Source organism: Halogranum amylolyticum (genome assembly GCF_900110465.1).
Taxonomy (GTDB): domain Archaea; phylum Halobacteriota; class Halobacteria; order Halobacteriales; family Haloferacaceae; genus Halogranum; species Halogranum amylolyticum.
Window position 1 is genome coordinate 314,426 of sequence record NZ_FODV01000002.1, and the last position, 22,275, is coordinate 336,700.

The window sequence follows — 22,275 nt, forward strand, 5'->3', positions numbered from 1 at the left end:
ACCACTGGAGAGAGACCTGCCGCAAAGAACGGGATCGTCGCTAGTTCTCGGTCTCGACGGGGCCGGCGCCGACGACGCCGTGGACGGCCTCGACGAACGACTGTCGGGTATCGAAGTAGGTCACGTCGATCTTCGTGAGGACGTCCGAGAGCGTCTGTGGGCCGTCGGGGGTCCGTACGACTGCGTCGCCCTCCTTCCGTTCGATCAAGCTCTTCTCCTGGGGCCACGTGAGTCGGGAGGCGACCTGCGCCAGCGGCGCGCCCTCGACGGTCTCGCCTTCACCGAGTTCGACGGCAGGAGCCTCGTCTTCCGCTTCCTCGTCAGCCATATCCGTCGATTTGCGAGCGCCGACATTAATCCCTTCGGACCGACGTCGGTACCGAGAGACGGTCGTGGCCCGTCATGCGTGTGTCTGACGCATCGTTTTTGTGGTGTGATTACATACTCGCCGCCATGACTAGTCTCTCCGAGGCGTACACTAGCGCGGCGGGGCAGAGTACCCCCCGTCGGCTCTACCTCGGCGTGACGCTGTTTCTCGTCGGTGCGCTCCTCGTCATCGCGGGCATCGTCGTCACGACGACGAACGTCCTCCGACCGGAGAGCGGTGGGTTCGTCACCGCCCGCCTGTACGGCGGCGTCTTCGCGGGCGTCGGCGTCCCCGCGGTGTTGCTGGGCGTGTTCACCGTCCTCCCGGCGGCGCGGAAGACGCGCGCTGCGGCCGTCGTGGGTGCGAGTATCTCTCTTCTCGGCGTCGCGCTCTTCTGGCACGCCTACCCCTGCGGCTGGATCGGGGCCGTCTGTCGCGGGACTCACACCGACCTCACCCTCCCGACGGTCGGCGTCTACTTCCTCGGCACTATCACCACGTTCTGGTGTCTGTTCGCCGGCGTCGCGAACTTCAAGACGCGAAACGACCCCGGCGGCACGGTGAAGATGGAGGTGACTCGGCAGGGCGAGACACGAGTCATCGAGGTGCCCGCCGCACAGGCCCGTTCGTTCGGCGGCGTCGGCCTCCTCGGCGACACGCCCGACGGGAACGTCGAGACGCAGACGAACGGACGAAACACGACTGTTAGCGACGGCGGCGCGGCGGACACCGGCGTCCGCTCGCCGACAGACGCGTCGTCGTCGGCGGGAGAGACGACGCCGGAACCCTCGAACACCGACGGTGCCGAAGTGCTGACCGACTCGCCTGCCGCATCTCGAGACGAACCGAGTCGCGGCGACGCCTACTGCGGTAGCTGTGCACACTTCCAGTACGTCCGCACCGACGACGGGATGGTCCCCTACTGCGGCTACCACGGCGAGGCGATGGACGACATGACCGCCTGTCGGGAGTGGACTCCGCAGAACTAACCACCGCCCGTCTACAACTCGTTCAACCGCGCTTCGACGTCGTCCCAGTGGCTTCCTCTCCAGAAGTACTGCCCACACTCACGACACTGCCAGAGTGGCGTGTCGGCGGGGACGTAGTCGGGAGGCGGTTCGTCGGCGTCGACGGCGCCCGTGTCGCCGACCGGGTCGACTCGGCCGTTACACCGCCCACAGAACTTCGGACCGTTCTCGAGTGAGAGCGTGAATCCCCCGGAGTGGAGTTCACGGAGTTGGTCTTCGACGTCGCGCTCGGCGAGGAGCACCGACTCGGTCGCCCGGCTCGCCAACTGGCGGTCGCGGGTGAGGAGCACTCGCGACTCCGACGCAGCGAGATCGAGGACGGCATCGTCGTCCTCGACGCCTCGGTCCAGCGCGTACGCCGCGTCGTAACCACACATCCGAAGGTACGTCGCGAGTTTGCCGAGCATCACGTCGAGGAGAAGTCGCGGTCGGTCGTCGTCCGGACAGATCATCAGTGGAGGAACGCGCGGAGCCCCTCGACGCCCCGCGTGTTCAACACGTCCGTTTCTTCGGCCCAGCCGCGCCGAGCGGTGTGGACGCCGTACCGCATGTAGTCGAGCGTAGCGGGGGAGTGAGCGTCGGTGTCGACGGCGATAGTCGCGCCCGCCTCGACGGCCGCCCGGACACCGGCGTCGTTCAGGTCGAGTCGGTGCGGGTTGGCGTTGACCTCCAGCGCCGTCCCGTGTTCGACGGCCGCCTCGGCGACGCGTTCGTAGTCGAGTTCGAGTCCGGGTCGGGTGTGGATGAGTCGTCCCGTCGGGTGGCCGAGCACGTCGACCGACGGGTGTTCGATGGCGCGGACGAGGCGTTCGGTCGCCGTCTCGCGGTCCTGTCCGAGTGCGCTGTGCGGCGAGGCGACGACGACGTCGAGTTGGTCTAGGAGGTCGTCGGCGACGGAGATGCCGCCCTCGGCGTCGACGTTGGCCTCGACGCCGTGGAGCACTTCGATGTCGGCCCCGGCGGCGACGTCGGCGACGGCGTCTATCTGTTCCCGCAACTCGTCGTCGTCGAGGCCGACGCCGCCGACCATCCCGGGTCCGGTCGCGTGGTCCGAGACGACGTGGTACTCGTAGCCTCGTTCCGCCGCCCCGGCGACCATCTCGGCGATGGTGTTGTCGCCGTCGGACCAGTCGGTGTGCGTGTGGAGGTCGCCGCGGATGGCGTTGGGTTCCAGCAGGTCGGGGAGTTCGTCGTCCGCGGCGGCCTCGATCTCGCCCGTGTCCTCCCGCAACTCCGGCGAGATGAGGGGGAGATCGAGCGCGGCGTACATCTCCGCCTCGGTCTCGCCGCCGACGCGCCGTCCGGCACGCTGGTCGCTCGTGTCCTCGACGTCCGAGACGTCGAAGACGCCGTACTCGTTCATCTTCAGGTCGCGCTCGATGGCGACGTTCCGGAGGTGGACGTTGTGCTCTTTGCTCCCCGTGAAGTACTGGAGCGCCGACCCGAACTCTGCAGGGACGACGACTCGGAGGTCGACTCTGATCCCGTCGGCGCGGACGCTCGCCTTCCCGGTGCCGGCTTCGATGACCGAGTCGGCCCCGGGCCAGTCGGTGAAGGCGTCGACCACCGACTCGCCTGCATCGCTTGCGACGAGCACGTCCACGTCGCCGATCGTCTCCTTCCACCGGCGGATCGACCCCGCGACGTCGGCGCGTTCGACGGCGTCGACACTGTCGAGGAAGTCGAGCACCGAGTCGGCCAGCGGGCGGGCGTCGCCGAGCAGTTCGCGCTCCTGTGACTCGCGGGCGAAGGGGATGTTCTCGAGGATGTTCTCCTCGGTCTTCGCACCGTACCCTTTCACTTCCTGAATCTCACTCGCTCTGGCGGCCTCTTCGAGTTCGTCGAGCGTCGTGATCCCCAGCGCCTCGTAGAGGTCGCCGACCGTCTTCGGACCGACGCCCTCGACGCTGGTCAGTTCGCGCATGTCGACTGGAAGGTCCTCGCGCAACGCTTCGAGCTCCTCGATCTCGCCGGTTTCGAAGTACTCGACGATCTTACTGGAGATGGCGTCGCCGACGCCCTGGATCTCCTCGACGGCGTCCTGTCCCTCGGCGGCGAGCTCCTCAATGGGCTGGGGGTACTCGCGGACGTTCTCCGCCGCTCGGCGGTAGGACCGGGGTTTGTACTCGACGCGTTTCGCATCGAGGAGGTCGGCGAACTCCTCGAGCAGCGTCGCGATCTCGTCGTTTCGACTCCGGCTCATCGGCGGATCCCCTTGTTGTCGCTGTCGCGGCCGAGCGCCTTGTTCAGGAAGTTCATCCACCGTTTCTTGTCGGCCGCCTCTTGGACCTGCGCCTCCTGTTCGAGGTCGACGGGTTCGAGCTGTTCGAGCGCGTTCAGCGCCCGGTCGATGCCGATGATGCTCTCGACCAACCGCTCGCCCTCCTCGTAGCTCACCTCGTCGTCCTCGATCTTCTCGAGGCGTTCGATACGTTCCCGGCGGAGGTTCCGCTTCGCCCGGTCGACGCGGTCGCGCTCGCCCGACGGGATGGTGTCGCGGCGTTTGATCTCGAAGACGAACTCCTGGAGATCGAGAGTCTCCCCCTGGACCTCGATCTCGTCGGGGATGGTCGCCCCGATGGTCGCCCCCTCCCGGTTGACGCGCTCCAGGAGCTGCTTCCGCTGGAACTCTTTCACGAGACGGTGTTGGCGTGGTTCGCACTTTGCTCCTTCGCCGCTACGAGACGAACGGGACGTTTCAGCCGAGAGTACGAGAGACGCTAAGAAGACTACTGCTCCGCAAGGGCGCCGAGGACCGCACCGCTCAGCATCGCGCCTACCCTTCCCCACTTCGGGCGTTCACGGGCTGTGCCCGTGAGCCGAGGAGCGCTTCGCTCTCCGCTCGCGCCGTGGCGCGTGGACTCGCTACCTCGTCTGACCCACCTGTTTCCCGCCTCATGACCGCCCGTCGAAAACCCAAACACGGCGGTCCGCCGTCACAGACACCGACAGAAGCGGCATCTATGGAAGGTTCTTTATGGCCTTCGAGGGTAAGCGGACCTATGGGATTGTTCGACCGACTGCGCGGCAACGACAACCCGCGCGTCGCCTTCATCGGCATCGACGGGGTGCCGTTCAGCCTCCTCGACGAGCACCGCGACGAGTTCCCCAACTTCGCCGCCCTCGCCGAGGAGGGGAGCGCCGGCGCCATCGACAGCATCGTCCCGCCGGAGTCCAGCGCCTGCTGGCCCGCGCTCACCACGGGCGTCAACCCCGGTGAGACCGGCGTCTACGGCTTCCAGGACCGAGAGGTCGGCAGCTACGACACGTACGTCCCGATGGGGCGGGACGTCCAGGCCAAACGGCTCTGGGACCGCGTCGGCGAGGCCGGCATGAACGCGACGGTGATGAACGTCCCCGTCACGTTCCCGCCGCAGCGCAACGTCCAGCGGATGGTCTCGGGGTTCCTCTCGCCGGGCGTTGACAAGGCCGCCTACCCCGACGAGTTCCGAGACTACCTCCAAGAGATCGACTACAAGATCGACGTCAACGCCAAACTCGGACACAAAGACGACAAGTCCGACTTCGTCGAGGACGCTCACGACACGCTCGACAAGCGCTTCGAGGCGTTCGAACACTACATCCAGGAGGACGACTGGGACCTCTTCTTCGGCGTCTTCATGACGACCGACCGGGTCAACCACTTCCTGTTCAAGGACTACGAACGCGACGGCGAGAACAAGGAGGCGTTCATGGAGTTCTACCGCAAGGTCGACGAGTACGTCGGGAAGATCCGCGACATGCTCCCGGAGGACGTCACCCTCGTCGTCGCCTCCGACCACGGGTTCACCTCGCTGGACTACGAGGTTCACTTCAACACCTGGCTCGAGCAGGAGGGGTGGCTCTCCTACGAGAGCGACGACCACTCGGAACTCGGCGACATCGCCGACGAGACGGACGCCTACTCGCTCATCCCCGGGCGGTTCTACCTCAACCTCGAAGGCCGCGAACCCCGCGGCTCCGTCGCAGAAGACGACTACGAAGCGAAGCGCGCCGAGCTCAAGGAGGCGCTCGAGAACCTCGAAGGCCCCGACGGCAACAAGGTGGCCGCCCGCGTCGTCGAGAAGGAGGAGGCGTTCCGCGGCGAGCACGACGACATCGCCCCGGACCTCGTCGTCATCCCGAACCACGGCTTCGACCTGAAGGCCGGCTTCAAGGGCCACGACGACGTCTTCGGCACCGGTCCGCGCAACGGGATGCACAGTTTCGACAACGCCTCGCTCTACGTCGACGACCCCGAGGCGAGCATCGAAGACGCCGACCTGTTCGACATCGCGCCGACCGTCCTCGACCTGATGGAGGTCGAGTACCAGCGCTCTGAGTTCGACGGCGGCTGTCTGCTGTCGCGGTAACTGACGAACCTGTCTTCTCTTCCGATCTTCTCGTCGAGAACACCGGAGAGGCGCGTCTCACCCCGTGAGTAGCGCAGCGATGAAGGGTGCTTCCCACCTGGACTGTTCCGGTTCGTCGGGGACGTCCTACTCGTCGACGACGTCGAACCCCGCGTTCACCGCCGAGGTCCGCGCTCGCGCCGACCTCGGCGCCCGGGAGGCAGACCGACTCGGGACCCGTCTCCGCGTCGACGTCGGCCGGGCGACGCAGGGGAGCGAGACGAAGGTGCCACAGGGGGAGGCGAACGCGACAGCTCAGTTCGTCCGCGAGTACGCCGACGCGACGGTGGAGAAGTACGTCACGGACGGTGCCGAGCGTCTCTCGGAGCGCGCAGGCAAGCGGGCCGCCCGGCGCGTGCTCAACGAGACGGTCGAGGGCGTCCCCGCCGGGGTCCCAGTTGCGCCCGTCCCCGGCTACTGGTATGCGACGGCCAACGTCTGGCACGTCACGGTCCGCGGCGAGTACCTGCGCTTCACGGTCCGAGCGTACAGTGGCCCCTCCGACGGGAGCGGGCGACGCTCCAGTACGTCCGCGACGGGTCGCCCGTCGCGCTCGACGTCGACGGAGACGGCGAGACGGAACGGCTGGGCCGGAGCGAACGGCTCTCGTTCGAGACGACGGCCGTCGCCGTCACCGCGATTCCTGGCGGGCAGTGGATCGGCGACGTCGACGGCAACGTCGACGAGCGGTCGGCGGGGTGGGCCGACGGACCGGGTTGCGTCGGGGATGCTGCGTCGGCACCGCCGACGACGCCGACGACGTCGGCGCCGGCGGCCGCCAACGACTGTCGAGCCGACTGACGGCGATGGTCGGAGACGCCGTCGACGAGGGCGACAGCAGGTGACAACCGTTTTGCCCGCAGGGGCGCGAGAGAGAAACGATGCTCTACGACGCAGCCGACGAACCCGAGACGCTCTCGACCGACGAGCTGTTGACGACGTACGCGACCGAACTTCAGGCCGTCGTCGACGACGTCGGAGCCGACACGGTCGTCGCGGAGACCGACCTCGACCGCGAGACGGTCGACGCTGTCGTCGCCGGCGACGTCGCCGACCTCACGCTCGAGGAGGCGGCCGCCGTCCTCGCCGTCTCGCCGAACTACCCCGACCAGCGCGGTATCGTCCTCGAGGTCCGCGACCATCTCCTGATGGGAATGACGACAGCCGTCCTCGACGTCGACACCATCGCTGCGAACATCGACGTCGACCTGACGGGACAGGAGGTCCAGCAGGCCATCGAGGGACGGACACCGATGACGCTCACGGAGTTCGCCGCGATCCATCGGCTGATCGCCGAGCGCAAGGACCGATAATGCGCGTCGCCATCCTCGGCTGTGGCTACGTCGGGCTCGAACTCGGCCGCCAACTGACGGCGGCGGGCCACGACGTCGTCGGCGTCCGCCGCTCCGACGAGGGACTCACGGCCGTCGAAGACGCCGGATTCGAGGCGGTGCGCGCCGACGTCACCGACGCCGGGTCGCTGTCGGCGGTGCCGGACGTCGACTGGCTCGTCTTCGCGGCGAGTTCGGGCGGTCGCGGCGCAGACGCCGCCGAGCGCGTGTTCGTCGACGGGCTTCGGACGGCCATCCAACAGTTCGCGGCCCGTGAGGATCCCCCTGACCGACTGGTTTACACGTCGAGTACGGGCGTCTACGGCGACCACGACGGCGAGTTCGTCGACGAGTCGACGCCGCTCGACCCCACGACGGAGAAGACGCGCGTCCTCGCGGAGGCCGAGCACGTGGCCCGCGAGGCCGCCGCCGACCACGGGATCGACGGGACGGTCGCCCGCTTCGCCGGGCTGTACGGTCCCGGTCGGTACCGCCTCGACCGGTATCTGGAGGGCCCCGTCACCGAGGGGTATCTGAACATGGTCCACCGCGACGACGCCGCCGGGGCAGTGGCGTACCTCCTCGAGTCGGACCTCGCGCGCGACGAAGTGGTGCTCGTCGTCGACGACGAACCCGCCGACAAGTGGACGTTCGCCGACTGGCTGGCCGAGCAGTGTGGGCGTCCGTCCCCGCCGAAGCGGACCAAGCAGGAGCGGCTGGGCGAGGGCGACCTCTCGGAGGCCGCCCGACGGCGGATCCTGACGAGCAAACGGTGCTCGAACGCTCATCTCCGCGATCTCGGCTACGACCTCCGGTATCCGACCTACCGGGAGGGGTACCGCGCCGCCGTCGAAGCGTATCGAGACGGACGCTCTGCGTGAACGGCGCGTTCTCCTCGTTTCCTGCTTCGAACGCCACGATAAAATATGGGGAACATTCTTGCCAGTCGGCCCAAACAGGGGGTGTATGGCTGTACCCGTCGACCCGGGGCTACTCGAGCAGATCGAGTCGGCCGTGCTCGCGAACTCGACGGTAGTCGTCGCGCTGGTCGTCGGACTGCTGACGCTCACGTTCGGTCTCCACGCCCTCTATCGTCTCCGGCGGCCGATGGGGTCGCGATTCTGCGAGACGCTGGCGAGTCGGGAGGAACTCACTGTCCTGATGCATCCGAACCCCGACCCCGACGCGATGGCGGCGGCCGTCGGCGTCGCCTGTCTCGCCGAACAGATCGGAACCGAGAGCAGCCTCCAGTTCACCGGACAGATCCGCCACCAGGAGAATCGGGCGTTCCGAACCGTCCTCGATCTGGATCTCGACTGTATCGACCACGTCTCGGATCTCGCCGCCGAGCACGTCGCTCTCGTCGACCACAACACGCCTCGAGGGTTCGCCGGGGCGAGTGCCGTCCTCCCCTTCGCCGTCGTCGACCACCACCCCGGCGAGGGAGCGGGCGAGGAGTACACGGACGTCCGAACCGACTACGGGGCGTGTTCGAGTATCGTCGCGGAGTACTTCCAGGACATCGGCGCCAAGCCCGTCCCGCCGGACCAGCACGCGAGCGAGATCGATGCCGACTACACCCTGCCGTCGACGGTCGCGACAGGGTTGCTCTACGGTATCCTCGCAGATACCAAACATCTGACTGCGGGCGGTTCGGCGGCTGATTTTCACGCGTGTTCCTATCTCTCGACCGGCGTCGACGAGGACCTGCTCGACCGTATCGCCAACCCGCAGGTGAGCGCCGAGGTGCTCGAGATCAAGGCCCGCGCCATCGCCGGCCGCCAGATCCAGGGGTCGTTCGCCGTGAGCGACGTCGGCCAACTGTCGAACGTCGACGCCATCCCGCAGGCCGCCGACGAGCTCATCCAACTGGAAGGCGTCACCGCCGTCGTCGTCTGCGGCGAGCGCGAGGGGACGATCTACCTCTCGGGGCGCTCGCGGGACGACCGGGTCCACATGGGACGGGCGCTGGAGGCCGCCGTCGAGGACGTCCCGAACTCTTCGGCCGGTGGACACGCCCGGATGGGCGGCGGACAGATCCGAGAGCGCGTCGCCCTCCCGAACGGCGGCGAGGAACTGCCCGAGTCGGTGGGGCGACCGGAACTGATCGACCGCCTGTTCCGGTCGATGTCCGGCGACATCTGAGCGAGGGCCGACGGCGGCGGGCGCGAGCAGAACCGGACCGTCCCGCCGAAGCGAAGGGAACGAGGGGCATTTCAACGCACCGTCCGTACGTCGCCCATGGCGACTCATCAGGGAACCTGGAGCTACCGCGACCGCTTCGGCGACAGTTTCGGGCGCACCTACTTCCGGCGGTTCGGTCCCGGCGTGGTCTCAAGCGTCGGCGTCGGCACTTACCTCGGCGACCCGACCGCCGCCGTCGACGACCACTACCACGACGCGCTCGTGACGGCGTTCGAGAGCGGCGTCAACATCGTCGACACGGCGATCAACTACCGCTGTCAGCGCAGCGAACGCGTCGTCGGCCGCGCGCTGCGCGACGCCGACGTCGAGCGTTCGGAGGTCGTCGTCGCCACGAAGGGCGGGTTCCTCCCGTTCGACGGTTCACGGCCCGATAACCCCGGTCGGTACGTCCAAGAGCGGTTCGTCGACACCGGCCTCGTCGACACCGACGACCTCGCACACGGGAGCCACTGCATCGCGCCCGACGTGCTCGACGAACTGCTCGACCGGTCGCTCGACAACCTCGATCTCGACGCGGTCGACTGCTACTACGTCCACAACCCCGAGACGCAGCTGGCGGTTCGCTCGCGCGAGGCCGTTTACGACCAGCTGGAGGCGGCGTTCACCCGGCTGGAGAAGCGACGGACGGAGGGCGATATCGGCGGCTACGGCGTCGCCTCGTGGAACGCCTTCCGCGTCCCCGAGGACCACGAGCAGTATCTCTCGCTCCCGGAGGTCGTCGCCCGCGCGGAGGCGGCGGCCGAGGCGGCCGGCAACGAGGAGTCGGGGCTGACGGCGATCCAGCTCCCGTTCAACGTCGTGATGGCCGACGCGTTCACCGTCCGGTCGCATCCGACCGACGACGGTCCGGCGAGCGCACTGGAGTACGCCCACGACCAGGGGCTGTCGGTGTTCACGAGCGCGAGCATCGCACAGGGCGAGCTCGCTCGGGAGTTGCCGGAGGCGATAGCCGCAGAGCTCGCGGGTGATTCGACGGTCCAACGAGCGATCAACTTCGCGCGGAGCGCCCCGGGGGTCACCTGTGCGCTGGTCGGGACCAGCCGTCAGAGCCATCTGGCCGAGAACGTCGCGGCCGGCACGTTTGACCCGCTCGGAGCACAGGCGTTCGACGCCGTCTTCGAGTGAGCTATCGGAGTTCCTTCCACTCGGAGCCGCAGTCGGGGCAGGTCCGCACCGAGAACACTTCGTCGGGGTCGTTTCGCTTCTTGAGCGTCTCGTCGCAGTCGGCGCAGTTCAGTCGGTCGTAGGTGTCCTTGGCGAGTTCGCCCTCTCGAAGCCCCTTGCGAGTCGATTTTATCGTGCCCCGCGTTTCGGAGCCGAGAGCAAAAGCTCTCCGGTGGTGAAAGTCTCCCCGCCCGATACGTATTCGACGACTGCGTCGGTTCCGGAACGTTTGACACGGGGGACGTGGAACCGCTCTGCGTGTCCCGTGGCCGGCTGTTCGGAACGCTCTGCTCGCTCGTCTTCCTGGTGAACCTCGCTCGCGTCGTCTTCGCACCGCTTCTGAAGGAACTCATCTCGGTCTTCTCGATGGGTGAGGGGACGGCGGGGCTGGTCGCGACGCTGGTCTGGGTCGGAAGCGCGGCGCTCCGCGTGCCGACGGGGTGGCTGCTCACCCGCGTCGCCCGCCACAGAGTCGTCCTCGGGACGGGCGTCGTCCTCACGGCTGCGGCAGCCTTCACGGCGGGGGCGAACTCGGTGCCGATGCTCGCCGTCGGCGCGCTGCTCATGGGGCTGGCGTCGGGCGCGTACTTCGTCGCCGCCAACCCGCTCGTGAGCGAACTGTACCCCGAGCGCGTCGGTCGCACGCTCGGCATCCACGGGATGGCCAGCCAGATCGCTGCCGTCGTCGCCGCTCCCTTCGTCACGCTCGCGCTGCTCTACGACTGGCGACTCGCGTTCGTCGCCATCGGCGTCGCCGCGGCGCTCGTCACACTCGCGCTCTACGTGACCGCTCGTCGGACCGACCTCCCGGCAGCCGGCACTGCGGACCGCGACGTCGTCGGTGCGGCACGGCAGCAGTGGCGCATCATCCTGCTCGGCGTCGCAGTCCTCGGGTTTACCGGGTTCGTCTGGCAGGGGCTGTTCAACTTCTACGAACTCTACATGGTACAGAAGGGGCTCGCCGAGACGACGGCGAAGAACCTGCTGACCGTCGTCTTCGCCGCGGGCGTCCCGGCGTTCGTCGTCAGCGGTCGGCTTGCCGACCGCCTCCCGCACGTCCCCTACCTGCTCGGCATCGTCGCCGCGTTCGTCGGCTGCCTGTTCGTACTGACCCGCATCGAGGGAGTCGTCCCGGTCGTCGCCGTCACCGCAGTTCTCGGCTACGTCATCCACAGTCTCTTCCCCGCGCTCGACACCTACCTGCTCGACACGCTACCGGACGAGAGCCGCGCGAGCGCCTACGCCGTCTACAGCGGCGGAATGATGATCATTCAGGCGATGGGGTCGGTCGCCGTCGGGACGCTCGCCGAGGCCGGAGTCGCCTACGACACCATCTTCGTCGGCTTCGCGACCGGTCTCGGCGTGCTGGTCGTCGTGCTCACCGGACTCCGGCTGGCGGGTCGATTGCCGACGTGACCCTTCCGACCTCACGTTCGCCACCGTTCCGTGCCGTCCCGCGACGTAACCGGCCGGCTTTTGCCGTCGGAGTCCGCAGTCACGAGCGATGGAGTACGTACAGGAGCGGGTGACGACACTCCACGACTTCCGGGACCCGACGCCCGACGCGCCGACCGACCGGACCGCCGTCGTCGTCCCGATGACGGAGCGAGAGTACGACGGTCTCGCGGTCGAGCGGGTCCTCTCGGAACTCGAAGCCGTCGACCCCGCGCGGGTCGTCGTGCCGCTCCGCGCCTCCGCCGAGCAGGTCGGCCCGTTCGCCGACTGGCTCACCTCGTTCGAGCTCCCGGTGGAGGTGCTGTGGTGCGGTGGCCCTCGACTCGCCGACCTGCTCGCCGACCACGGATTGGACGGCGAGCGCGGGAAGGGACGGGACGTCTGGCTGGCGCTCGGCCGCGCGACGATCGAGGAGTACGTCGTCGTCCACGACGCCGACACGAAGACCTACTCGCGGTCGGACGTCCCGCGTCTGCTCTTCCCGTTGACGCACGGCCACGAGTTCTCGAAAGGCTACTACGCCCGTATCGAGGACAACAGGCTCTACGGGCGGCTGCTCCGGCTCTTCTATGCCCCCTTGGTGCGGACGCTTCTCGACGAACACGACGCGCCGCTGCTCCGGTATCTCGACGCCTTCCGGTACGCGCTGGCCGGCGAGTTCGCGGCGACGAGCGACGTCGCCCGACAGCTGCGCGTCGCCCGGACGTGGGGGTTGGAGGTGAGCACGCTCTGTGACGCGTTCGACGCCGTCGGCTTCGACGGGAGCGCACAGGTCGACCTCGGCGCGTACGAACACGACCACCGCTCCGTCGGCGGCCCGACCGGCCTCTCGGAGATGAGCGGCGCCGTCGGCGCGACGCTGTTCCGCGCGCTCGAAGAGCACGGTATCGACGTCGACTACGCGACGCTCCCCGAGCAGTACCGCGAGGTCGCCGAGCGATCCGTCGAGCAGTACGCCGTCGACGCGGCGTTCAACGGCCTCGACTACGACCGCGACGCCGAGACGGAGCAGATCGAATCGTACGCGACGGCGCTCCGCGCGCCCGGTACGGACACGCGACTCCCCGCGTGGGATGCCGTATCACTTACCCCGGAGGCCGTCTTCGATGCGGCAACGGAGGATCTGAAAGAGACGAGATGAGCGAACGTGAGACGTACGACGAACTGGCGGGCGTGCTCGACCTCTTCGGAGCGCTGACCCGCGAGGAACTTCGGCGCGCACTCGTGGAGCTGGCGTACAAGCAGGGGCGAGAGACCGACGAGACGGCGCTGTCGGCAGCCGTCGAGGACGCCGTCGCGGAGTACTACCTCGTCGAGTGTGCCGGCGAGGCGATCGACGGCGGTGGCGACGCCGACGCGACGTTCCTGACGGTCGGCCCGGTCGCCTTTCCGACCCTACCGCCGAACGCCGAGGACCTCCCGCACATCCTCGACGTCGAGCGTCGCACGGTCGACCGCGAGACGCTCGGCGAGCAGGTCCACGAGCGACTGCTCGGCGACGCCGCGCGAGCCGTGGCCGCCGAAGACGGCGAGCGCGTCGACCATCTGCTCGACGTCAGCTACGACCTCGAGGCGTGGGCCCCGGTCGACGTCGCCGACGCCCGAACGCGGCTGGACGAAGCCCTGCAAGATAAGAGCGCCGAGCGTCAGTGATGGGTATGGATCTCTCGGGGGTGACCCGCCACGAACCCACCGCCATCGAAGGTGCGGCGCGGCGCGCAGCCGTCCTCGCGCCCGTCCTCGACCGTGGCGGCGAGCCACACCTGCTGTTCACGAAGCGCGCGGACCACCTCGGCGAACACGCCGGGCAAATGAGCTTCCCCGGCGGCGGCGAGGAACCGAGCGACGCAGACCTACAGGCGACGGCGCTCCGCGAGGCCGACGAGGAGATCGGCCTCCCGCCCATGTCGGCGCAGGTTGTCGGCCGCCTCGACGACATCGAGACGATCACCGACTACTCGGTGCGCCCGTTCGTCGGCCGCGTGCCGGACATGGCGTTCACGCCCGACGAGCGAGAGGTGGCCGAGATCATCGTGCTCTCGGTCGCCGATCTGACGGATCTGGCCAACTACGAGTCCGAACGCCGCGACCACCCCCACTACGGCGACATCCGCCTCCACTTCTTCCACGTCGACGGCTACACCGTCTGGGGAGCAACAGGGAGAATACTCGTGCAGCTACTGGAACTGACCACCGACTGGCAGATGCCGCCGGAGGCCGACCGGGTCGTCGACCCCGACGCGGACTACCCGGTGTAGGAGCGACCGTTTTCGGACGCTCGACGGCTCACCGCGCACAGAGGTCGGGGACGATGCCGACGGCGATGTAGAGCGGAACGAGCCACATGAGCGTGATGGCAAAAATCGCGACGACCGTGAGCGCCACGTTCGATCCGACGGTACCGGTCTGCAGGAATATCAGCACCGCGAACCACAGCGTCAACATCTGGACGATGTCAGACCGAGACGTGTCGGCGAGTGATAACGTCCACGGAGAGAACGCTACGCACTTACTCCGTGTCGATGTGATGCACCGCCGCGGGCGACAACAGCCGCCCGCTCGGCAGTTCGACCCACCCCGTCGCGAGCACCCGGGCCGGCCCCTCGTGGAGCACCGCCTCTCGTTCGGCGTCGACGTAGACGACGGCCTCCCGGTACTCCTGTTCGAGCAGTTCGGTGAGGTACTCCCACAGCGAGTCGGTGGAGACGACCATGTCACCCGAAAACCACCTGTCCGTACAAAAAGACTCTGCCGGAGCGAACGCCGTCGCAAAACACCGTCGTCAACGACAGGCTTATTGCCGAAACCACGGAACGAGCAGGTACATGGTCGCACAGACGATGGGTCGCGTTCCGCGACGCCACTGACCACCTTCTCTCTATGAGTAGTGATTCCACATGTTGACCGGTGAGCGCACAGTCTCGAAGACGGGCCTCGACGTCGCGGCGCTGAAGCCTGCCGAGTGCGACGTCCGACGGGCACTGGAGCTCCCGTTCGACACCGTCGCCATCGACTACGAGGGCCGCGAGCGGCTTCCGTCGACGGAGCTGCTGTCCGAACTCGCCGCCGAGAAGCGCGTGTTCGTGACGACGCCCGTCCGTGCCGACGGGTTCGACCCGCTCGGCGACGACAGCCTCTACGACACCCTGCCGGCGGAAGTCGACCCCGTGTTCGTCGCCGGGCACCCGGCGTATCTCACCGACGCCGAGCGATCGCGAGCGATCGCCCCGCGACTGGGGGCGGCCCGCGAACGGAACGCCGACGCGTGGGTCGGCACCGAGGGCATCGAACGCGTCGCGCTCGCCGCCGGCGGCCCGCAGTACGAACTGCTCTCGCGGACCACCGACCGCGACGTGCGGGCGCTCCGCGCCGCCGGGTTCGAGGAGACGATCGTGCTCTACGCGCCGACCGTCTGCTCGGACGACGAGGACGAGATCCTCGACGCCGTCGGCGGCTACGTCTCGCGACGCGGCCCCGTCCGGCGGGCGCTCCCCGAGGACGCACCGACCGACAGCAGCGCGACGGGCCGTGCGCGCGAGGTCCTCTCGAAGGCCAGCCGGGACTACACGCTCGTCGGCACACCCGAGGAGGTCGGCCAGCGCGTCCGGGAGCTGAAAGCGCTCGGCGTCGACGTAGTCGCCGGCTACCCCGCCCGCGGCGTCGACGAGTTCCTCGACTGACTCGGCCGCGCCGGGGTGAGTTCTGACGCCTCGACCGAGTGGAGGAATTTTCGCCCGCAAGCTATAGTCCCGAGTGCAAGTCATCACACACCCGACCAGCCGCTGTCGTGCGGTCGGGTGTGTGAACAGTTGTCCGAGCTACTATATGTGCCCCGGGAGTGACGCCTCGGTATGCACGTCGCAGTCGTCGGAGCGGGTGCAGTCGGCGTCACCGCCGCGACGGAACTCGCCGTCGCGGGTGCCGACGTCACTCTCTTTGACCGAGGGAAACCCGGTAACGGTAGCTCCGGTCGCGCCGCGGGGATCGTCTACGACGCCTACGCCGAGGACGTCGACGGCGAACTCGCCGCGCAGTCGGTCGAACGCTTCCGTCGCCTCTCCGGCACCGGCGACTTCGCGTTCGTCGACTGCCCCTACGTCTTTCTCGCCCGCGAGGGCGACGAGAAGGTCGCCGAGGCCATCGTCGGCAGCGTCGACCGGATGCGCCACCACGGACGAGACGTCGAGGTTCTCTCCCCCGAGGAGCTGGACGCGCGGTTCGGCGACCACCTCGTCGTCGACGACGTCGCCGTGGCCGCCGTCGCCAACGACGCCGGGCGGGCCGACCCCGCGAGCTACGTCACGACGATGGCCGACCGCGCACGGGCCGCGGGCGTCGAGTTCCGCACCGGCCGTGCGGTCGGTCTCCACACCGATCCGCCGGGTGTCGTCGTCGGCGCGGCGATCGAACGGTTCGACGCGGTGCTGGTCGCCGCCGGCGCGCACACGAAGCAGCTGTTCGCCGAGGCGGGCGTCTCCCTCGCGCTCAAACCGTACCGCGTGCAGGCGCTCACGTCTCGGACGGCCTACGAGGGGCCGATGTGTTTCGACGCCTCCGCAGATGTCTACTTCCGCCCGCATCCGACGGGGCTGCTCGGCGGCGACGGCACCGAACCCGTCGAGGCCGACCCGGACGAGTGGAACCGCGAGGCCGACGAGTGGTTCGTCGACGAACTGACGACGGAACTGCGCACTCGTGCCGACCACGCGGTCGACGTCGAGCGGGCGTGGGCGGGACTCTGTACGGCGACACCCGACGGCGACCCGCTGCTCGGCGAGGTCGCCGAGGACGTCTACGTCGCCGCCGGCTGGCAGGGCCACGGGTTCATGCGCGCGCCGGCGACGGCGGAGGCTATCGCCGGCCAGATCCGCGGCGAGACGGGTATCGAACCCTTCGAGCCGACCCGATTCGACGGCGACGAGGAGTTCGCGGTCTTCCAAGGGATGACCGTCGACGAGAGAGACGACTAGAAGCGAGCAGGAAGAAGGGTGGAGAGAAGAACGGAGTACGGAGCATGTCCGGAGAGGAGTGAAGTGGGAGGGAACTACGGCGCGGAGAGATGCGTCAGTCGTCCCGTCTCTCGGTATCCTCTGCGTCGTAGTCGGACGTCTCGTCGCCGAGGTCCACCGGTTCCTCGTTCTCGGCGTCCTCGAGTTCGATCTCCCCTTCGTCTTCGTCGTCGAGACCGATGCGTTCGACGTCGTCGTCTTCCTCCTGCACTTGGACGTCGTGCGCCGTCTCGCTCTTGGGGATGCGGACCTGCAGCGTGCCGGTCTTCGTCAGCGTCGCCGAGGAACGACCGGGGTCGACGTCGGCGTCGTCGGGGAGCCGTGCCGAGCCGTCGAGCGACAGGCCACGCCCCGGGAAGCGCATCTCGAACCCCTCGTAGAAGTCGCGGAAGCGGTCGATACGGACCTGAACCTCGCCGTCGAGGAAGCGGACCTGGAGGTCGCTCTGCGTCGCACCGGGGGCGTCGAAGACGACGAGATAGGCGTCGTCGCTCTCCAGGAGGTCGTAGGAGAGCGGCTTTCGCTCCTGGACCTTGCTCATCCCTCGTCCGGCCCGGTCGAGGACGGCGTTGAACGCGCTCTTGCCGAACTCCCGCAACCCGCTCATAGTTCGATAGCCTCCAGCGTCTCGCTCTCCCGGCAGTACGGACAGACGAAGTCTGCGACCCCCACGTCGTCCGGCATGTCGTACGTGTAGTGCAGTTCGAACATGTCGAGTTCGCAGTCAGGGCTCGTGCACTTGACTTCGAGGGTGGCAGGCATGCGAGAGGATAGTGGTCCCACCCTGATAAGTGGCGCGGGGGCGGCCGTTCCCGCCGGAGCCCTTATCTGTCGAACCGGCGAGAGGAGGGTATGAACGGCTTCGAACCACCGTCTCGGGTGTACGGCGTAGACTTCCGCGGGGGCGACGACGCCGACGACGGAGTCTGGGTCGCCGAGGGGGTCGTCGACCCCGCCTGCGACGGTGGAGAGGGGTTCGACGGGGCCGGTCTCCGCCTCGTCGACTGCCGCCCGGCCACGGAGCGATTCGACTGTCCGGCCGACCGCGAGGCGCTTCTCCCGGCGCTCGCGGCGTTCCTCGGCAGACTCGGCGGCGACGTGGTGGTCGGCGTCGACTTCCCGTTCGGCGTCCCCGCGCCGCTCGTCGGTGCCGACGACTGGGAGACGTTCGTCCACCGCTTCCCGAGTCGGTTCGCCTCGCCGGAGGAGTTCAGTCGGCGCTGCGTCGAACTGGCGAAACTGGTCGACGGCGGGGTGGAGACGAGACTGTTCCGGGAGACGGACGAGCCGCTGAGCGCGCTGCCGCCGTACGACCCTCACCTCGCCGCTCGGACCTTCTACGGAATCCGAGACGTTCTCCGTCCGCTCGTCACCGCCGACCTGGTTCAGGTCCACCCGATGCAGTCGCCCGACTCGACGAAACCGTCGCTGCTCGAGGTGTATCCGGCCGGGACGCTCGAGGATCTCGGCCTCCTCCACGTGACCGACGAGACCGACGGCGAGGGAGGCCGCCAGCGACGCGAGTCGGTCCGCGACGGACTGGTGGAGTACGGCGTCGCCGTCGCCGACGACGTCCGACACCGGGTCGACGATGGCGACGACGCGCTCGACGCTGTCGTCGCGGCCGTTGCCGCCTACCGCAACACGCGTGACTCGGGGACGCTCTGTGCGACAGACGGACGGCGGGCGCTCGAAGGCTACACCTACGTCTGAGCGGTCGCCGCGACGAGACGCCGAGCGGTACCGGAACCGCACCGTTTTACCGCTCGGTCGCAAAACCGGGCACATGACTGACCCGGCCGAGTTGTCCGTGACGCTCGTCGACGGGTACGTCGACGAACCGGCACACTTCGGCGTGCCGCCGTACATCTCGACGTACCCCCGCTTTACGGCCGGCGCGCTTGTCGACGCCGGCGTCCCCGAATCGCAGATCACCTACCACACCATCGACGAACTCCGCGAGGAGCGACGGAAGTGGGCCGACGTCGCCGAGGCCGACCTCATGATCTACATCGGCGGGATGACCGTCCCCGGCAAGTACGTCGGCGGTACGCCCGCCGAACCCGACGAAGTTCGGGAACTGGCGTGGGTCGCCGAGGGGACGTCGCTGATGGGCGGCCCCATCCGCTTCGGCGTCGGCGACGAGAACGCCGGCGGGATGGAAATGGAGCGGAAGGACCTCGACTACGACTTCGTCGCGAAAGGTGACGTCGAAGCCGCCGTCTACGACCTCGTCGACTCCGGACTCGAGGGGTTCGGCAACCGGATGCGCGACAACGACGAACTCGACCGCTGGGCCGCCGAGGGGGCGTTCGTCGTCGAACAGCATCCGAACCACCCGGAGTATCTCATCTGTGAGATGGAGACCTCTCGTGGGTGCGCTTACCGCTGTTCGTTCTGTACGGAACCGCTGTACGGCAACCCGGCGTTCCGCACCGCCGACTCCGTCGTGAAGGAGGTCGAGAATCTCTACGAGCGCGGGGCGCGACACTTCCGTCTCGGCCGACAGGCCGACATCCTCGCGTTCGGCGGCGACGGCGAGGCACCGAACCCCGACGCCCTGCGGCGACTGTACGGCGGTATCCGCGAGGTGGCACCCGACCTCGGGACGCTCCACCTCGACAACATGAACCCCATCACCATCGCGAAGTGGCCCGAGAAGTCCAGAGAGGGGATCCGCATCATCGCCGAGCACAACACGCCCGGCGACACCGCCGCGTTCGGTCTCGAATCCGCCGACCCGCTGGTACAGGAGGAGAACAACCTCAACGTCAGCGCCGAGGAGTGCTTCGAAGCGGTCCGCATCGTCAACGAGGCCGGCGGGTGGCGCCCCGGCGAGGACCCCGAGGACGCGCCGACGTTCGACGAGGAGGCGCCCGACAGGCTCCCCAAGCTACTCCCCGGTATCAACCTCCTGCACGGTCTCAAAGGCGAACGCGAGGAGACGTTCGAGCACAACAAGCAGTTCCTCCAGCGCGTTTACGACGAGGGGCTGATGGTCCGCCGCATCAACATCCGGCAGGTGATGGCGTTCGACGGGACCGACATGTCCGACACCGGCGCGCAGATCGCCCAGGACCACAAGAAACTGTTCAAGAAGTACAAGCGGGAGGTCCGCGAGGAGATCGACCGACCGATGCTGCGGCGGGTCGCCCCGCCCGGAACCGTCCTCGAAGACGTCCACCTGGAGTACCACCAGGACGGCAAGACGTTCGGTCGGCAGCTCGGCACCTACCCGCTCTTGGTGGGGATCCCGGGCGAGCGTGAACTCGGTCGGACCGTCGACGTCTCCATCGTCGACTACGGCTACCGGTCGGTGACGGGCGTCCCGTTCCCGCTCGACCTGAACGCGGCCAGCATGGACGAGTTGACGTCGATCCCGGGCGTCGGCAAGCAGACGGCGGGCAACATCATCGTCAACCGACCCTACGAGTCGGCCGGGGAGGTCGGCGGCGACGTCGACCTCTCGAAGTTCACCGGCGTCTCCTCGGACTGACCGGACCGGCTGCAACGGCGACGTAGGTCGTCTACGACGGCCGCAGTCCGGCATCGGCGGTCCGCGTCGCCGGCCGACTGAGGCAGTTTTTTTCTTCCGCCGCCGTCACCGAGTGGGTATGGATATCGCTCGCGTGTCTGTCTCCGTCGATACACGCGCTCCCACCGGGCAGACGTACGCCTACCTCCTCGGGAGCACCGACGCGCTCTTGGTCGACCCCGCCGGCCGGAGCGAGCGGTTGGACGCGCTCGTCGCCGAGCGAGACGTCGCACACGTCGCCGTTACGCACACCCACTCCGACCACGTCGGCGCGGTAGCACACTACGCCGACGTGACGGGGGCGACCGTCTGGGGGCACGAGGACTACGTCGAGCGATTCGAGGACGCGACCGGCCGTACAGCCGACCGGACGTTCGGCGAAGGGACGCGTCTCCCCGTCGACGGCCGCGAAGTTGCCGTCCTCGACACGCCCGGCCACGCGCCGGATCACGTCGCCTTCGCCGTCGACGACGACATCGTCAGCGGCGACCTCGCGGTCGCGGAGGGCAGCGTCGTCGTCGGTGCGCCGGAGGGAGATATGATCGCCTACGTCCTCGCGCTCCTCCGTCTGCAGGCCCGCGCCCCCGACCGGCTCCTCCCGGGACACGGTCCCGCTATCAGGGAACCGAACGCCGTGCTCGCTCGCCTCGTCGATCACCGACTCGACCGCGAGCAGCGCGTGTTCGACGCCGTCGCGGACGGCGCACGCGACGTCGACGCCGTCCTCAACGCCGCCTACGAGAAGGACCTCACGGGAGTGCGCGACCTCGCACGGGCGACCGTCGTCGCACACGTCGAGAAGTTGGCCGAGGAGGGGCGCGTCGACTGGGACGCCGAAACCGAGCGGGCCGCTCCCGCCGAACGGACCGATCGGACAGACGAGACCGACCACTCCGACGGGACCGACCAGCCCAAACGGACCGAGTAGCGACCCGTCCCGACGGGGTTTTGTGTCGCCACCGCCGACGACCAGCCATGGAGACCCTCGAAGCCGAACTCGGGAGGGCGCGAGAGCTCGACGTCTCGGCGTTAGCGGACGCCATCGAGACGATCGGCTTCGAGTGCACCCGCTGTGGAGCCTGCTGTAAGGGGTACGACGGTGAGGACGGCGAGCACGAACCGCACACGGCGACCGTCTTCCCCGACGAGGTGCGGGAGTTGGAGGGGGCCACGGATCGGGAGTGGCGGGACGTCGCCCGTCCGATGCCCTACGGCCTCACCGAGGGCGACGACGGCCTCGAAGGCGAGACGTTCGAGTGGGCGCTCCAGACCGACGCCTGCGGCGACTGTACCTTCTACACCGAAGACGACGAGGGGAGGGGGGCGTGTCAGGTCCACGACGACCGTCCGCTCATCTGTGAGACCTACCCGTTCAGCGTCGCTCTCGGCGGGACGAGCCAACCGATGGGTGAAGCGGTCGACAGCGTCGCGCTGCCAGCGCAACGAGCAGCCGGTGAAACCGGCGACGAGGAGGGGATGATCCGCGCCCACGAGTGTGAGGGACTCGGCCGCGACATCTCCCGAGAAGAGGCCGAGGAGCTCGCAGGAGCGTTGAAAGAGCGGGCTGTCCGCGAGCTGGAGGAGGCCATCGGCGTTCGGGACAGCTACCGGCCGGTCGACGCCGACGGCGAGGTCGTCGTCCACGACTCCGAGGGGACGAAGCGGCGGGACGGGACGCCGCGGTAGCCGGGCGACGACGCGACAGAACCGACCCACGAAAGCGTCGAACGGGCCGGCGGTACCTCTTTAACGACGGCGGCCAACTGCATAGTCGAACTGGAGGTCTACAC

26 protein-coding genes and 1 pseudogene are annotated in these 22,275 nt (G+C 68.2%); 18 read left to right on the top strand and 9 right to left on the bottom strand.

Translation table 11 applies throughout. From position 1 onward, the window contains the following. Positions 1-40: 40 nt before the first annotated feature. The gene (locus BSG17_RS04785) at positions 41-328 is read right to left on the bottom strand and encodes a DUF5789 family protein (protein WP_089821564.1); all 288 of its coding nucleotides are present in this window, start codon (positions 326-328) and stop codon (positions 41-43) included. Positions 329-453: 125 nt separating this feature from the next. Here BSG17_RS04785 and BSG17_RS04790 point away from each other — a divergent pair, with 125 nt between their 5' ends. Next, positions 454-1,356 carry a cell division protein CdpA domain-containing protein gene (locus tag BSG17_RS04790; RefSeq protein ID WP_089821565.1) on the top strand — a complete coding sequence of 301 codons (903 nt, stop codon included), beginning with the start codon at positions 454-456 and terminating at the stop codon, positions 1,354-1,356. Positions 1,357-1,367: 11 nt separating this feature from the next. Here BSG17_RS04790 and BSG17_RS04795 read toward each other — a convergent pair whose 3' ends face one another. From BSG17_RS04795 to BSG17_RS04805, 3 genes are read right to left on the bottom strand one after another with little or no spacing between them, the layout of a single operon-like run. Continuing rightward, complete coding sequence (locus BSG17_RS04795) at positions 1,368-1,847, bottom strand: Mut7-C RNAse domain-containing protein (RefSeq protein ID WP_089821567.1); 480 nt, start codon at positions 1,845-1,847, stop codon at positions 1,368-1,370. Continuing rightward, positions 1,847-3,598 carry a DNA polymerase/3'-5' exonuclease PolX gene (gene polX, locus BSG17_RS04800; RefSeq protein ID WP_089821569.1) on the bottom strand — a complete coding sequence of 584 codons (1,752 nt, stop codon included), beginning with the start codon at positions 3,596-3,598 and terminating at the stop codon, positions 1,847-1,849. The genes BSG17_RS04795 and polX overlap by 1 nt, the downstream gene beginning before the upstream one ends. Then, a complete protein-coding gene (locus tag BSG17_RS04805; protein ID WP_089821571.1) occupies positions 3,595-4,032 on the bottom strand; it encodes a DUF5788 family protein in 438 nt (145 codons plus the stop codon). The genes polX and BSG17_RS04805 overlap by 4 nt, the downstream gene beginning before the upstream one ends. Before the next feature lie 365 nt (positions 4,033-4,397). Here BSG17_RS04805 and BSG17_RS04810 point away from each other — a divergent pair, with 365 nt between their 5' ends. From BSG17_RS04810 to BSG17_RS04835, 7 genes and pseudogenes are all read left to right on the top strand, one after another. Then, entirely contained in the window at positions 4,398-5,747 is a 1,350-nt protein-coding gene (locus BSG17_RS04810; RefSeq protein ID WP_089821572.1) for an alkaline phosphatase family protein, read from the top strand. A 79-nt stretch (positions 5,748-5,826) separates the two neighbouring features. After that, positions 5,827-6,228, top strand: a pseudogene (locus BSG17_RS28895) (DUF7286 family protein); the annotation flags it as partial. Then, positions 6,225-6,587, top strand: a complete 363-nt coding sequence (locus BSG17_RS28900; protein WP_449271713.1) for a DUF7286 family protein — start codon at positions 6,225-6,227, stop codon at positions 6,585-6,587. The pseudogene BSG17_RS28895 and the gene BSG17_RS28900, both read left to right, overlap by 4 nt. An 80-nt stretch (positions 6,588-6,667) precedes the next feature. Beyond that, positions 6,668-7,099, top strand: a complete 432-nt coding sequence (locus tag BSG17_RS04820; RefSeq protein ID WP_089821576.1) for a DUF5791 family protein — start codon at positions 6,668-6,670, stop codon at positions 7,097-7,099. Further along, positions 7,099-7,998, top strand: a complete 900-nt coding sequence (locus BSG17_RS04825; protein WP_089821578.1) for an SDR family oxidoreductase — start codon at positions 7,099-7,101, stop codon at positions 7,996-7,998. Before BSG17_RS04820 ends, BSG17_RS04825 begins: the two co-directional genes overlap by 1 nt. Before the next feature lie 85 nt (positions 7,999-8,083). After that, positions 8,084-9,262, top strand: a complete 1,179-nt coding sequence (locus tag BSG17_RS04830; RefSeq protein WP_089821580.1) for a DHH family phosphoesterase — start codon at positions 8,084-8,086, stop codon at positions 9,260-9,262. Between the two features lie 96 nt (positions 9,263-9,358). After that, complete coding sequence (locus tag BSG17_RS04835; RefSeq protein ID WP_089821582.1) at positions 9,359-10,447, top strand: aldo/keto reductase; 1,089 nt, start codon at positions 9,359-9,361, stop codon at positions 10,445-10,447. A 1-nt stretch (position 10,448) separates the two neighbouring features. Here the strand turns inward: BSG17_RS04835 and BSG17_RS28440 are convergent, their stop codons facing one another. Next, positions 10,449-10,619 carry an HVO_0758 family zinc finger protein gene (locus BSG17_RS28440; protein WP_342028328.1) on the bottom strand — a complete coding sequence of 57 codons (171 nt, stop codon included), beginning with the start codon at positions 10,617-10,619 and terminating at the stop codon, positions 10,449-10,451. A 125-nt stretch (positions 10,620-10,744) separates the two neighbouring features. Between BSG17_RS28440 and BSG17_RS04840 the strand changes: the two genes are divergently transcribed. From BSG17_RS04840 to BSG17_RS04855, 4 genes are all read left to right on the top strand, one after another. Then, positions 10,745-11,902 (top strand): MFS transporter, encoded by a 1,158-nt coding sequence (locus BSG17_RS04840; protein WP_170864707.1) that lies wholly within the window; start codon positions 10,745-10,747, stop codon positions 11,900-11,902. Positions 11,903-11,990: 88 nt separating this feature from the next. After that, positions 11,991-13,082: a glycosyltransferase family protein gene (locus BSG17_RS04845; protein WP_089821584.1), complete on the top strand. Its 1,092-nt coding sequence runs from the start codon at positions 11,991-11,993 to the stop codon at positions 13,080-13,082. Next, the gene (locus BSG17_RS04850; protein ID WP_089821586.1) at positions 13,079-13,594 is read left to right on the top strand and encodes a DUF7109 family protein; all 516 of its coding nucleotides are present in this window, start codon (positions 13,079-13,081) and stop codon (positions 13,592-13,594) included. The genes BSG17_RS04845 and BSG17_RS04850 overlap by 4 nt, the downstream gene beginning before the upstream one ends. 5 nt (positions 13,595-13,599) lie before the next feature. Beyond that, the gene (locus tag BSG17_RS04855; RefSeq protein WP_089822000.1) at positions 13,600-14,199 is read left to right on the top strand and encodes an NUDIX hydrolase; all 600 of its coding nucleotides are present in this window, start codon (positions 13,600-13,602) and stop codon (positions 14,197-14,199) included. 28 nt (positions 14,200-14,227) lie between these two features. Here BSG17_RS04855 and BSG17_RS26755 read toward each other — a convergent pair whose 3' ends face one another. Then, entirely contained in the window at positions 14,228-14,386 is a 159-nt protein-coding gene (locus tag BSG17_RS26755) for a hypothetical protein (protein WP_170864708.1), read from the bottom strand. A 64-nt stretch (positions 14,387-14,450) separates the two neighbouring features. Further along, positions 14,451-14,654, bottom strand: coding sequence for a hypothetical protein (locus tag BSG17_RS04860; RefSeq protein ID WP_170864709.1), 204 nt, complete (start codon positions 14,652-14,654; stop codon positions 14,451-14,453). 184 nt (positions 14,655-14,838) lie between these two features. Between BSG17_RS04860 and BSG17_RS04865 the strand changes: the two genes are divergently transcribed. Together BSG17_RS04865 and BSG17_RS04870 are read left to right on the top strand one after the other, a co-directional pair. Beyond that, positions 14,839-15,621, top strand: a complete 783-nt coding sequence (locus tag BSG17_RS04865) for a DUF7388 family protein (RefSeq protein WP_089821588.1) — start codon at positions 14,839-14,841, stop codon at positions 15,619-15,621. Positions 15,622-15,792: 171 nt separating this feature from the next. Beyond that, positions 15,793-16,911: an NAD(P)/FAD-dependent oxidoreductase gene (locus tag BSG17_RS04870; RefSeq protein ID WP_089821590.1), complete on the top strand. Its 1,119-nt coding sequence runs from the start codon at positions 15,793-15,795 to the stop codon at positions 16,909-16,911. Between the two features lie 94 nt (positions 16,912-17,005). Here the strand turns inward: BSG17_RS04870 and BSG17_RS04875 are convergent, their stop codons facing one another. Together BSG17_RS04875 and BSG17_RS26760 are read right to left on the bottom strand one after the other, a co-directional pair. Then, positions 17,006-17,557, bottom strand: a complete 552-nt coding sequence (locus BSG17_RS04875; protein WP_089821592.1) for an Hsp20/alpha crystallin family protein — start codon at positions 17,555-17,557, stop codon at positions 17,006-17,008. After that, positions 17,554-17,712 carry a DUF7559 family protein gene (locus BSG17_RS26760; RefSeq protein WP_170864710.1) on the bottom strand — a complete coding sequence of 53 codons (159 nt, stop codon included), beginning with the start codon at positions 17,710-17,712 and terminating at the stop codon, positions 17,554-17,556. Before BSG17_RS26760 ends, BSG17_RS04875 begins: the two co-directional genes overlap by 4 nt. A 90-nt stretch (positions 17,713-17,802) precedes the next feature. Between BSG17_RS26760 and BSG17_RS04880 the strand changes: the two genes are divergently transcribed. The 4 genes from BSG17_RS04880 to BSG17_RS04895 all read left to right on the top strand — a co-directional run bounded on the left by BSG17_RS04880 (position 17,803) and on the right by BSG17_RS04895 (position 22,171). Then, positions 17,803-18,663 (top strand): DUF429 domain-containing protein, encoded by an 861-nt coding sequence (locus BSG17_RS04880; protein ID WP_089821594.1) that lies wholly within the window; start codon positions 17,803-17,805, stop codon positions 18,661-18,663. A 73-nt stretch (positions 18,664-18,736) separates the two neighbouring features. Further along, positions 18,737-20,446 carry a radical SAM protein gene (locus tag BSG17_RS04885; protein ID WP_089821596.1) on the top strand — a complete coding sequence of 570 codons (1,710 nt, stop codon included), beginning with the start codon at positions 18,737-18,739 and terminating at the stop codon, positions 20,444-20,446. A 118-nt stretch (positions 20,447-20,564) separates the two neighbouring features. Beyond that, positions 20,565-21,413: an MBL fold metallo-hydrolase gene (locus tag BSG17_RS04890; RefSeq protein ID WP_089821598.1), complete on the top strand. Its 849-nt coding sequence runs from the start codon at positions 20,565-20,567 to the stop codon at positions 21,411-21,413. A 47-nt stretch (positions 21,414-21,460) separates the two neighbouring features. Next, positions 21,461-22,171 (top strand): YkgJ family cysteine cluster protein, encoded by a 711-nt coding sequence (locus BSG17_RS04895; protein ID WP_089821600.1) that lies wholly within the window; start codon positions 21,461-21,463, stop codon positions 22,169-22,171. Positions 22,172-22,275: the final 104 nt, after the last annotated feature.